Annotated in this window: 11 protein-coding genes; 6 read left to right on the forward strand and 5 right to left on the reverse strand. The window is 52.1% G+C overall.

Going from position 1 to position 12,097, the window contains the following annotated elements; all coding sequences use genetic code 11:
- Positions 1 to 95 precede the first annotated feature (95 nt).
- On the forward strand, positions 96 to 617 hold the full coding sequence (locus DESMU_RS03315; protein WP_013562181.1) for a nitroreductase family protein: 522 nt from the start codon (positions 96 to 98) through the stop codon (positions 615 to 617).
- Here the strand turns inward: DESMU_RS03315 and DESMU_RS03320 are convergent.
- Positions 614 to 1,957 (reverse strand): rhomboid family intramembrane serine protease, encoded by a 1,344-nt coding sequence (locus tag DESMU_RS03320; protein WP_013562182.1) that lies wholly within the window; start codon positions 1,955 to 1,957, stop codon positions 614 to 616. The genes DESMU_RS03315 and DESMU_RS03320 overlap by 4 nt on opposite strands.
- A 92-nt stretch (positions 1,958 to 2,049) precedes the next feature.
- On the opposite strand from DESMU_RS03320, the gene DESMU_RS03325 reads away from it, so the two are divergent.
- Positions 2,050 to 4,110, forward strand: coding sequence for an alpha-amylase family glycosyl hydrolase (locus tag DESMU_RS03325; protein ID WP_013562183.1), 2,061 nt, complete (start codon positions 2,050 to 2,052; stop codon positions 4,108 to 4,110).
- A gap of 258 nt (positions 4,111 to 4,368) precedes the next feature.
- Here the strand turns inward: DESMU_RS03325 and DESMU_RS03330 are convergent, their stop codons facing one another.
- Complete coding sequence (locus DESMU_RS03330; protein ID WP_013562184.1) at positions 4,369 to 5,262, reverse strand: cation diffusion facilitator family transporter; 894 nt, start codon at positions 5,260 to 5,262, stop codon at positions 4,369 to 4,371.
- A 148-nt stretch (positions 5,263 to 5,410) separates the two neighbouring features.
- On the opposite strand from DESMU_RS03330, the gene DESMU_RS03335 reads away from it, so the two are divergent.
- The 4 genes from DESMU_RS03335 to DESMU_RS03350 are packed head-to-tail and all read left to right on the forward strand — an operon-like array spanning position 5,411 to position 9,054.
- Positions 5,411 to 6,085, forward strand: a complete 675-nt coding sequence (locus tag DESMU_RS03335; RefSeq protein WP_013562185.1) for an FmdE family protein — start codon at positions 5,411 to 5,413, stop codon at positions 6,083 to 6,085.
- A 6-nt stretch (positions 6,086 to 6,091) separates the two neighbouring features.
- The gene (locus DESMU_RS03340) at positions 6,092 to 7,264 is read left to right on the forward strand and encodes an ABC transporter substrate-binding protein (RefSeq protein WP_013562186.1); all 1,173 of its coding nucleotides are present in this window, start codon (positions 6,092 to 6,094) and stop codon (positions 7,262 to 7,264) included.
- A 13-nt stretch (positions 7,265 to 7,277) separates the two neighbouring features.
- The gene (locus DESMU_RS03345) at positions 7,278 to 8,312 is read left to right on the forward strand and encodes a FecCD family ABC transporter permease (protein ID WP_013562187.1); all 1,035 of its coding nucleotides are present in this window, start codon (positions 7,278 to 7,280) and stop codon (positions 8,310 to 8,312) included.
- Complete coding sequence (locus DESMU_RS03350) at positions 8,293 to 9,054, forward strand: ABC transporter ATP-binding protein (RefSeq protein ID WP_013562188.1); 762 nt, start codon at positions 8,293 to 8,295, stop codon at positions 9,052 to 9,054. Before DESMU_RS03345 ends, DESMU_RS03350 begins: the two co-directional genes overlap by 20 nt.
- A gap of 136 nt (positions 9,055 to 9,190) precedes the next feature.
- On the opposite strand, the gene DESMU_RS03355 is transcribed toward DESMU_RS03350, so the two are convergent.
- The 3 genes from DESMU_RS03355 to DESMU_RS03365 all read right to left on the reverse strand — a co-directional run bounded on the left by DESMU_RS03355 (position 9,191) and on the right by DESMU_RS03365 (position 12,062).
- Positions 9,191 to 9,772, reverse strand: a complete 582-nt coding sequence (locus DESMU_RS03355) for a TATA-box-binding protein (RefSeq protein WP_013562189.1) — start codon at positions 9,770 to 9,772, stop codon at positions 9,191 to 9,193.
- A gap of 77 nt (positions 9,773 to 9,849) precedes the next feature.
- A complete protein-coding gene (locus DESMU_RS03360) occupies positions 9,850 to 11,532 on the reverse strand; it encodes a DUF2070 family protein (RefSeq protein ID WP_013562190.1) in 1,683 nt (560 codons plus the stop codon).
- A gap of 2 nt (positions 11,533 to 11,534) precedes the next feature.
- Entirely contained in the window at positions 11,535 to 12,062 is a 528-nt protein-coding gene (locus tag DESMU_RS03365) for a hypothetical protein (protein WP_013562191.1), read from the reverse strand.
- Positions 12,063 to 12,097: the final 35 nt, after the last annotated feature.

Genomic DNA, 12,097 nt, shown 5'->3' on the forward strand with positions numbered 1-12,097 from the left:
AACCCTTCATCCCCGCCTTAAAAGACGGGGCTTTCAGTTGTAACCCTATGGATTAAAATACATGGAGCAATGTTAAATCAGCATGGGTGGCATGATTGAGCGACACCATACTGGAGCTGCTTAAATCCAGGCGTAGTATAAGGAGGTTTAAGCCGACGCCTGTTCCACTGGAGCTCGTCCTGAAAGCTATTGACGCTGCAAGATATGCTCCAAGCGCGAAGAATAGTCAGCCATGGAGGTTCATAATAGTGGAGGACCCGGCTATTCGGCGGAGGCTTGGAGAGATCCATGCGTATGCCAGGCCCTTGTTGAACGCACCTCTAGCTGTTATAGTGGCATGTGTGAGTGAGGAGTCGCCTACCTCCTACCTCCTTGACTGTGCTAATGCAACAATATACTTCATGCTTGCCGCCCACGCCCTCGGCCTGGGCACCGTGTGGATTCAAACCCTCAGGAACATAGGGGAGTTGAGGGAGATACTGGGATTACCCGCTAATGTGACGCCTGTTTCCATGCTTGCCGTCGGATACCCTGGTGAATCCCCTGCTCCAAGGCCGAGGAAACCCTTGGAGGAAATAGTGTTCCTCAACAAGTATGGTGAGCCCTTGAAAACCTAGAGGAATGAGGTCTCAACGTATTCCTCGCCGACCACCGCTATCTCATCAGCCCTCCTAAGGGAGAGCAGGGAGTATGCTGTGATGCTGAGCGCCATTACTCCCGCGATGCTCAACACGGGTGCCGTATCTATCCTCGTGGTTGAAAGCTCAAACGCTATCTTTATGCTTCCACCTATCCTAGCTCCTCCATAAATGTTGGCGATAACAATCCGTGTCTCTATGACGCCGCTTCCACGCTTGATCACGCCTGCTTCATCATATACGGCGGATACCTGGGGGTTCACGGGCACCGGTAACCCCTCTACGTACACAAATATAGGGTGCGTGTACTCCACGGATTCTCCAGCGGCCGAAGGGTTGTAGAGGAAGGTTTGAATCCTGTTCAACAGTATTCTCACATAATCCATGCTACTAAATGAGACCTCCACGCTGCCACGGTAGACCACGAGTGACACTGTGTCGCTGGCATTGTTTGCAGTGACCGAGAGGAGGTATGTGGATGGGGGAGATGCTACAGTATAGTAGACGCTGTAGGCGAAGCCGGCTGCAACGAGCACGAGGAGGACTGTGAGAACCGCCTTGGCGACTCCTCCTAGTCCACGGGGCTTCCTGACAACTATGCCTATTTCCTGTAGCCATCTCGCAATGTAATCGTATGTATAGTTCAACCTGTAGTGCTCGACGAGGCCCCTTGTAAGCACATATGTCAAGGCGAGGCCTGCTACGAAGCCACCTACATGTGCGAAGTATGCTACACCGCCGAGCCTCATGTAGCCGTAGAGTACTTGCTCAGCGAACCATATTATGAGGAAGACAGCTGTTGAAACCGGGAAGCAGTATGGCAGGAACAGGAAGAACATGCACCACATGAGCCTTGCATAGGGGAAGAGCAGCAGGTAGGCTCCCAGCACCCCGCTTATAGCACCCGACGCCCCAACCGCCGGTACTACTAGCGAGTCGTATCCGCCGACCGGGATTATGGCTACATGGAATAACACTGCTGCAAGCCCTGAGGCAAAGTAGAGGAGTAGGTATCTCCGGGAGCCGATGACGCTCTCGATTCTTCTACCGAAGAGCCATAGGAAGTACATGTTGAAGAATATGTGGAAGAAGTCTGCATGCGTGAACATTGCTGTGAATATTCTTACAACACCCTGCAAGGGGTCGGTGAAGAGTAATGCGGGTATGAAGCCTAGGGCGTAGATGCTTTCATTCGTAGACTCAAGGAACATGTTTCGATAACTTGTGTAAAGGTATACGACGATGTTCGCCGCCACTATTAGCGTTGTCGCCTTAGAAGAGCCCATACCCCTTGAACGCTCCCATGGCACGACAACCATTAGCACGCCCTCGCGAAACTCCTGGTTGATAATTAGCCGGGTGTTTAATAAAGCTTGCATACATAGGGCGAGGGTGTGGAGGTGCTTAACCAGTGGGCTGGAGGCCGGTTGCTGTATACGCTACTCTAATACTCGTATTACTCCAGTTGACGCCCCTACCTATCGCTGGTGCGAGCATCATGGAGATATATGTCGCCGATGACCAGGTCACCGTGGTACACAACCCCCTGGATCCAGCATACCTTTCAGCAGCCGACGGCTATTTGATCCCGAGGATAAGGGTGGCCAGCAGCCTGGATGTTGCCTCTGGGACGCTGGTAGCTGATAAAGGAGAGTACCAGTTGAAACCCCAGTTGGCGACGAACACGTGGAGAGTATACTATGCCACAATACCCATTGGTGAGGCATCCAGGGGTTTAAACTACTATTTCAAGCTCACCCTGCGGAACAACACTGTGGTGTACGTGTATAATGCGACGGCGAGCAGGCTATTCAACTTCAATGGGTCAATAGTTTTCAGGCAGGTGGAGTGGGTTAAGAGCCGGGTTGGCTACCAGATATTCCCCGATAGATTCTACAATGGTGATCCAAGCAACGATTTAAAGGCCAACCTAACGGATGAGCTATGGATAAACGAGGTTTCAAGGGGCGTACCCGTATTCACTAGGTGGGATGGCCCTGTAACATCGCTACATTGCTGCCACCAGTATTTCGGCGGCGACCTGAAGGGGGTCACAGAGAAGCTCGACTACCTCAAGGAGCTCGGTGTTGGGCTAATATATCTGAACCCTATATTCCTCTCCGGCAGCGTACACGGCTACGACACTTACGACTACTATACTGTGGACCCGAAGTTCGGGACCCTGGAAGACCTTAAAACCCTCATCAACGAGGCGCATAAACGGGGCATTAAAGTGATATTCGACTTCGTCCCAGACCACGTGGGGCTTGGATTCTGGGCTTTCCAAGACGTTTACAGGAACGGAAGGAACAGCACGTACTGGAGCTGGTTCATAGTGTATAAGTGGAGGTTCAAGCTCGGGGACCCCACCGCGTATAAGTGCTGGTGGGGGATAGGGAGCCTCCCGCAGCTGAATGTTCTGAACACTGAGGTTAGACAGTACCTGATCAATGTAGCCCTATACTGGTTAAGCATCGGCTTCGATGGGTTGAGGATTGATACTCCGCTAGACGTCATCGACTCGGAGAGCTTCTTCAGGGAGCTACGTGAAGCAGTCAAGTCGAGGTATCCCGACGCATACATTGTTGGAGAGATATGGGATTACCGTCCCGAATGGCTAAGGGGCAATGCATTCGACTCCCTTATGAACTACTATTTAGGCAGGAACATACTCCTCAGCTATGCACGTGGAGCCCTGAACGGTTACACCGCCTCAATGAAGCTTGCTGAATACTATGCCGGTATAGGTGTGAACGTGGCTGGAATGGGTTTCAACATTATTGGATCCCATGACACCTCCAGGGTTCTCACGGATCTCGGCGGGGGAGGATTGAACAGCACCCCGAGCAATGAGTCCATAGCCCGCTTAAAACTGCTTTCAACGCTACAGTATACTCAGCCCGGTATGCCAGTAGTGTTCCAGGGCGATGAAAGAGGGATCACTGGTAGACAGGGAAACCATGATGAGCAGAGATACCCTATTCAATGGGATAGGTTAAATGTAGAGGTCTACGAGCACTATAAGAGGCTGGGAGAACTCAAGAACACTATTCCAGCATTGTCAACCAGTATAATACATGTGCTGGGTGGATCAGGCGGCTTGCTTGCCTATACTAGGGGGTATATGGATGAAGTACTCGTCATCGCCAATAATGATGCATCCACACCGCAATCATACGAGCTGCCCCCGGGCAACTGGACCCTGATATATGCTAGCAATAACTGGAGCGAGGTCTCCGTCGAGCACAATACGGTTACAGTGCCGCCTTTGACAGCCCTGATACTTGTCAGGAACACTGTGTCCGAGACCACTACTACATCGACAGCTGTGACCAGCTTCCCCGGCACCATGTACACGGAAACCACCGCTATTCCAGGCCGACTGGAGCAGGACACCAGAGTGCTGATTATCGTAGTAGCCGTGCCGCTGCTCCTTGCGACACTAGTATTGCTCCGCAGGCATAGGGCTTAACGCGTAGAGGAGAAGGCTTGGAGTAGCGTGAAAGGATTAAACGGTTTAAGCCGCCTAGATATAAACGGCGATGAAGAGCCGTCGAACGGCCGAAGAGGTGATGAGTCGCTCTCCTCCGAGCCCTCCAGATTCGCAACGAACCTAGAGGTTTCTCAAGGCATGAGGCAGGCTACGGGGCACCGGTTCCTCGTGCACCCCGGGCCCGCTGCACTATGGATTCCACTGGGGGGGGGGAGCCCTGTCTTTTAAGGCTGGATGCTAGTGTACTTGATCCCTGTAGGGCTCCACGTGTATCGTGGCCTCCCATCCAAGCGTTCTCCGTATGGCGTCCTCTAGGCGGCTGGCCACCTCATGTGCATCGCTAAGCTTCATGCCTGGGGGCAGCCTTATGTGAAGCGTTACCTCTATGTGATCACCGTATTCATGTATGTGGACGTGGTGTAGATCCCTTATGTCACCGGAGACCCCTGAGGCTATTTCTCTGAGCACTGATACTTCGGTTGAACTCGGTGCCCTACCCAGTATATCCTGCGAAGCCCTCTTGATTATATCGTATGCAACGTAGATTATTAGCCCGGAGACAAGTAAGCCAAGTAAGCCGTCGACCCACCACACTGACTCACCGATCATCAACCCTATTACAACCAGTAGTGTTGCGACAGCATCGCTACGGTGGTGCCATGCATCAGCCCTTATGCTTTCGGCGCCGCCAACGCTTTCCGCGAGTCTAAGAGCCCACCTTGCCAGCGCCTCCTTAACCACTGCTGACACCGTGAGCACCACTACTGCTATCCATGAAAACACTAGTGCTTCCCTGGCAAGGAGCTTGTCCACGCTTCTATTAATGAATTCGAATCCAACTACGCCGAGCAGTGTACCTATCACTATGGAAGTCGCTGCCTCGAACCTCTGATGCCCGAAGGGGTGTTCCTCGTCAGGCGGCTTAAAGGCTATCTTGTAACCCAGTATGAGGGCTAGCGAGGTAATGCAGTCTGAGAGAGTGTGAAACGCGTCTGCAACCACGGCTATGGAGCTTGAAACCAGGCCAGCATACATCTTTACCGTGAACAAGATTAGATTCACGGCGACGGATACCCAGCCCTCCAGGTACCCTGCTTTCTCCCTGCCCATGCCTCTGCTCGTAGAGTCCATGTGCATTCACTCCAGCAGTAGGCGGCATGTGAAGGTATGGGAGCTCACACCTATAAGTCTACATGCCTCACCTAGGCCTCGTGCAGAACGCAGGTTGCTAACTAACGCTTATTAATGTGCACTCACTACAGGAGAATGGTGCACCAACATGGTTGAAATGGAACTAATAGAAAGGGCTAAATGGTTCCACGGCCATGTATGTCCCTTCCTAGTCCTAGGGTTAAGAATGTCCGAGATAGCGCTCGAGAAGCTGGGTGTGAGAAGAGCTGGCTTCAGGGAGAGCCTCCACGAGGAAATACTGGCCATAGTCGAGGCCAATAACTGCCTGGTAGACGGGGTCCAGGTAGCCACGGGCTGCACCCTGGGCAACAACAGCTTGATATATGTCGACACCGGTAAGAACGCGTTAACCCTTGTTAAGAGAGGACTGTGGAAGGGAGTCAGGATATACGTGGATCACGAGAGATTCTCCCGTAAATACATTCCAAGAGAAGCAAGCGAGTTATTCAACAAGGTTGTCAGGGAGAGGAAGGGTACACCCGAGGAGGTGGAGGAGTTGAGGAGGCGGTGGGAGGAGGTGGGGTTAAGCGTAAGGAATCTCCCCGAGGAAGAGTTCACGGTGGAATACGTTGAGGTTGAGGCAATAGAGCCAGCACCCGTTTACCCTAGCACCAGGTGCAGCAGGTGTGGTGAGCTGGTCATGGCGCCTAGAGCGGTAGAGGTCAACGGCCACTTCCTCTGTAAGCCCTGTGCAGAACTCAGCGTGGACGCAGTGGTGGGCAGAGGAATAGTGAGGTCGATTAAATACCCTGTTAAGAGGTGAGAACACGTGAAGAACGAGAGGGCTGCATTAGCCTTAACAGTAGCAATCACGGCGTTGATAGCTGGCGGAGTACTCTACTACGTCCTTACGACCGGTGGAAGCATCCAGTCAACTACACCTACCACGACAACCGGGGTCGCTGAGCCAGGCACCACGGTGAAAGTACTGGACTTCGCGAATAGAACAGTGGAGGTTAAAACACCCGTGAAAAGGATTGTGGCCATCGGGCCAGGTGCATTGAGACTGATAGTCTACCTAAACGCCACGGAGCTGCTCGTGGGTGTTGAGGAGGTTGAGAAGACGTGGAGCCCTGTGGGGAGAGACTATGCCATGGCGTACGGCGACGTACTCAAGGCGCTCCCAGTGATAGGGAAAGGAGGCCCCGGGAACCCGCCTGACCCGGAGGCCATAGCAAGCGTCAGGCCCGACCTGATAGTTATGAGTGCCTATTACACTACGCTCAAGGATCCAGATGAATTATCGAGGGCTACTGGTGCAGCCGTCATAGTAGTCGACTACAGCCCGGTTACATCAACCAACCTAAGTATGTTCTACAGGGCGTTAAGGCTCCTTGGAGAGGTGCTCGGGAGGAGCGACAGGGCTGAAGCCCTAGTGAACTACACTGAGAGCCTGCTGAAAGACCTCAGGTCGCGTACCACGGGCTTGAACACGACTAGTATCAGGGTGTATGTGGGAGCCGTCTCATATCGTGGTGGACAACCTTTCACCGGCACCCAGGTGCCTTATCCACCGCTGAGCTGGCTGGGCATGGCTAGCATCGCTGACACCATGGCTACAACAAGGGGCTTCCTCAACGTCGACTTCGACTCAATCCTGATGGCACAGCCCGACGTGGTCTTCGTGGATGAAGGAAACTTGAACATCGTGGTACAGGACTTCAGCAAGGATCCTGGGAAATACTGTGCCCTCCGGGCTTTCACTGGTGGACGAGTTTACGGGCTTCTACCATTCAACTATTATCACTCGAACATAGCTACAGCACTAGCCAACTCCTATTACATTGGCAAGGTGTTGTTCCCGGAGAGATTCACTGATGTGGACCCAGCTTCCAAGGCCGACGAGATATACAGCGTGTTCCTCGGTAAGCAAGTATACAGCGTCTTCCTGCAGAAATACCCGGGTTACATTAATCTTTCATCAATATTCCAGTGCAAGTAACGGTGTAGCAGTGATGAGAAGCCTACTCATATACATGGCTCTAACGGTTTCACTGCTGATCGCCGTTCTCCTAGATATCTCTATGGGAGCCTACCCTGTAGGGCTACGAGATCTTCTAGGCTACATTGGAGGTAGCCTCGATGATAGGATCGCCTTAGTGGTTATCGATGCAAGGGTGCGGAGGATTTTAACAGCTATCCTAGCGGGATCCGTGCTATCCCTTTCAACACTAGTACTTCAATCAGTGTTCAGGAACCCGCTTGCATCACCCTTCACTCTAGGACTGCAACACGCAGCAAGCCTAGGTGCCGGAGTAGCCATAATGCTTCTGCAAGCCGGCTCCATACTGAAGAGCAGTACTCCAGGCGTCTACATTGGTAACCCTTTCACGGTTTCAGCGGCAGCCTTCCTCGCAACATTCGGACACGGAGTACTCGTGATCACTCTCTCCTCAATAGCAGGGCTAACGGTCTACTCGCTGATCTTAGCGTCCATAATACTCTCCTTCCTAACACAGTCGATCCTCTACCTGATGCAATACCTGTTCTTCAACGAGATCTCCGTCTCAACGCTTCTCTTCTGGAGTGTGGGGGATCTCTCTAGAACCACGTGGTGCGAGATAGCGTTAATAGCTTCCTCACTACTCTTACTCCTGGTCTACGCGTGGTGGGAATCAATGAGCCTAGACCTCCTTGGCTTCAGCGATGAACTAGCATCTTCAAGCGGTGTGAACCCTGCTTTAACCAGGTTATTGTCAATACTTCTCGTTTCACTAGCCGTAGGTGTGACAGTCTCGTTCACAGGCATAATAGGGTTCGCCGGCCTCATAGCGCTCTACGCATCCAGGATCCTCGTAGGCTGGTCGACGCGTAGATGCATACCGGCAGTACTCTTAATGGGCTCGATAATCATGGTTTCAGCCGACATCATCGGTAGAAGCATTTTAAAACCTGTGGTCATACCTGTTGGAGTCGTGACATCCCTCATTGGCTCACCTCTCCTGCTACTATTGATGCTGGGTGGCCGTGGTGGTCTACCTAAGAGTTGAAGACGTGGTCTTCCACTATAGGAGCACCAGGGTTTTAAACGGGGTCTCCGTTGAGATCAAGCCATCATCATTCACGGGCATAGTGGGTCCCAATGGAAGTGGGAAGACAACGCTGCTGAGAGTAATGCTAGGTATACTTAAGCCCCGTAGCGGTGTCGTGTATATTGATGGAAAAGCCATCGGGGAGTACGATAGGCGAAGACTTGCAAGTATCTACGGGTATGTCCCGCAGAGATTAGACTCCATAACACCGCTCACGCTCTACGATTTCGTCTCAACAGGTAGGAGGCCGTATGCTTCGCTGAAAGGGTTGAGTAGCAGGGATCATGAAGCAGTTGCAAGAGCGATTAAAGCAGTTGGCCTCGAAGAGAAATCCTCAAGTCTCCTCACCGAGCTGAGCGGGGGCGAGCTGCAGAGGGCCTTAATAGCCAGAGCCCTTGCAGCAGAGCCGAGGATAATGCTGCTGGATGAACCAACATCCAACCTGGATCCCTACCACCAGTTAATGGTGATGAAGCTGCTGAGGAACCTGACGAGGAATGGTGTAACGGTGGTTGCAACACTACATGACTTAAACCATGCCTACAGGTACCCGGATACATTGATCCTCATGAACAAGGGGAGAATTGAACGGGTTGGCCCGCCGGGACACGTGTTAACCAGTGAGCTCATATACCGCGTATACGGTGTTAAGGCTATTGTAGATGAGCGGGTTGGAGCAGTAGTAGTGGACTCAGATTGAGCATACGGGTCTTCATCCCAATGGTAATGGTCTAAGTGGCTGCCCGCCTCATCACTGCCTGCTCCAGGGTATAGTAGGGGAAACAGCTTAATAAGTCCTCGCCACTCTTAAAAAGCGGAGGCTTTCAGCTGAGCCACTACTCCTCCGGCCTAGGCCCTACCAGGCACTTGGCTTCATATAGTTGCCTCGCTATGTTGACTACCGCACGCTCCACCTCGCTCTCCTCTTTAGCCCCTGTGATCACCATTTTACCGCTGCTGAATATTAATAGCACGACCCTGGGATCCCTCATCCTATGTATCAAACCAGGGAACTGCTCGGGCTCATACATACTGTCCTCTAAGTGGTATGCTGCCTTCTCGAGGTTTACATAGGCGTGTATGTCTCCTCCAGCGACAATGTTCTGTATCTGTACACGGGGCCTGCCCCGTACATCTACCCCGCTCTTCATGAAAACCTTTATTATCTTCTTAACCGCCTCTACAAGTTGCTGCGTGCTCTTAGTACCCGTTACAACCATCTTACCCGACTTGAAGACCAGGGCTGTGGCCCTGGGTTTATCCAGCCTGAATATCAAGCCGGGGAACTGATCCGGCTTATACGTGATGCTCGGGATCCTGGTCTCAATGAGCTCTAAATCAAGGTCGTGTTCAAGGATCACGGTGGCAACAATGTTCTCGACACGGTAGCTTGTTTTAAAAGGGGGTTCCCCGCTCACGCTCTCCACCGCCGGGTTTTTAAATATTTCTATATGGGAGGGGCTTTATAAACTATTGAAGATCACGTGGTGAACCATTAATGAACCAACCTTGGCAGCCCGAGCAGTAATGGAAGAATAAACGCGTACGAGACGAGGAGCACCGTTGCCTCTAGATACGTGTCCTTCAATAGTTTCTCAAGCAAGCTTGCCGTGTAACCCATTACCTTTATATCGAACCTCGATGACGAATACTGTGCTCCACGCTCATAGGGCTCCGTCATCAACCCCCTAGTTGCCTCTAGGATATCCCTGACAAGCTCCGGGGACTCGTGGACGGGCACGTAGGCCAGCGATGACCTGATCCCTGTCTCACTGTGCTCGTCGTTTGTAAACACCTCTACATGGTCGGCTCCAGTGATACCCCTAAGGGCCTCCACGAGTCTATCCCTGAGACCGGGCTCCATGTTATTGCCTCTGAGATACAGGAGGATAACCCTCTCCCTTCCCTCACCGGTCACCTCTATAATGCAGGAGTCGCCGTTGATTAATCCAGGGGCATTCGTCTTAATGCACTTGTACCTTGAAAGCACCTCCACGGAGGGACGGCTCTTCTTCAATTCCAGTGCTTTATTCACGGTTTCCTCTATCAGCTCGGCGAGGGCATCTATATGAAACTCCTCCTGCTTCTCCCAGTTATGCGAATCTATGAATACCACGTCGCCGAGCCCTTTCTTCCTGGCCACAACATTATAGTGTAAGTGCAGGTTGTAGGGTATGTCGTCTATTCCTTTACCCGGCCTCGAAACAAATACTATGGATAGCCTGTCGAAGACCAGGGTCAGGGTTTCCCAGCCGTCGTCACCGCGAAGCCTTAGAGCCCCATGATACCTTAATTCCTCTCTTTCAGCATCCATTACTGTCGTGTAAATCTTCTTCAAGTATTCACCCAGGTACCTTGATGAAGCCAGGTTCCTGTCGTGTGAACCGAAGCCGTGAAGCGTGACAGCCGTGTAGCCCAGTTTAGATAGGAGCGAGCTGAGTTCCCCGGGTAGCTCACTGCTACCTGTATTCGAGAAGGGCCCGTAGTGTAGATCCGTGTATACTACTGCGAGGTCGCCTAGGAATACTATGCGTGGATGGACGTTTTCATGCGTGGAGAGCTTGTCGAACACCTCCTCTATGTTCTTCCTCCTCTCAAGCCAGTTTTGAAGGAAGAGCGTGCCTAGATCCGGTGCCCTGTAGCCGTTAATCCGGTGTCTCCCCATGGCGAGATAGATTATGAAGTCTGCCAGGGAGAAGAGCAGTAGCAGTATGATTGCTCTTGAAAGCTCCCCTCGTAGTGTCACCGGGGCTGTAAGCCATAGAGAGATCGCTATGGATGCACCTGCCGGGAGTGTTGCTACAATATACCTCCACCACTTGGTGCCATCTAGCCCCTGGAGCACTGCAATGACTATTGTAGAGGATGCTGCAACAGCGAGAACCCAGTCCCTGAGAACAAGGTTGTATATTAATGCATATATAAGGGTTGTCAGCGACAACCCCATTATCCTCTTCAACTTGTGGAAGACCGTGTAGGGGTAGAGCACCCTGTAGGCCTCTAACACCACTATCACTATAAGGGAGTTCAACAGGAATGGCAACGCGTTGACGCCGAGCGAGATAAGGGCTGCGGCAGCGATCACTATGAAAACAACTGCCAGGATCTCCCAGTGGGGGAGCGAGAACAGCACCGAGTAGTACCTGCCTATAGCGGTGTTAGGCCGGTATAGCCTCATTTTCACCACTTTGAAACTGTATAAAGGTATGCGCGGAGAACCATAGCTAGAAGGACTACTATGAGGGCTACCGCGGGGTTTACAAGGGATGAAACACCAGTGTATATCATTACCAGTCCCCCAATGACTGCTACAATCGTCACCAGTGTCTCAGACACCATATAGAAAACCACTACGAGGAGTACCAGTAGGAGTATCGCCGGGAGCTCAGAGCGGGAGAACCCCAGTAATTTCAAGGAAACCAGCCATATAGGTGTCGATGCAACAAGCGATAAAGCCAGCTTGAACACGTACCAGCCCGCTAGGGATGCTAAAGGGAAAACCAGGAGAAACACTACTAGGGAGCCGAGGACCCCGAAGCCGAGGCGTAGCCCGGTTAGATACGCGAGGTACCCGGCGAGGAAGCCCACGCCCAGCGAGACCACGACCTTCATGATAAACCTACCAGCGAACAGCAGGATTAAGCCGTAGAGTGTTGTAAGCAACGCTGTTAAAACACCCATTTCAACAGGTGTCTGAAGCCAATGCATTTCGGATTCCCTAGCGTGCTCATGGCGAGTTAAGC

Origin of the sequence: Desulfurococcus mucosus DSM 2162 (genome assembly GCF_000186365.1) — an archaeon.
Lineage (GTDB): Archaea > Thermoproteota > Thermoprotei_A > Sulfolobales > Desulfurococcaceae > Desulfurococcus > Desulfurococcus mucosus.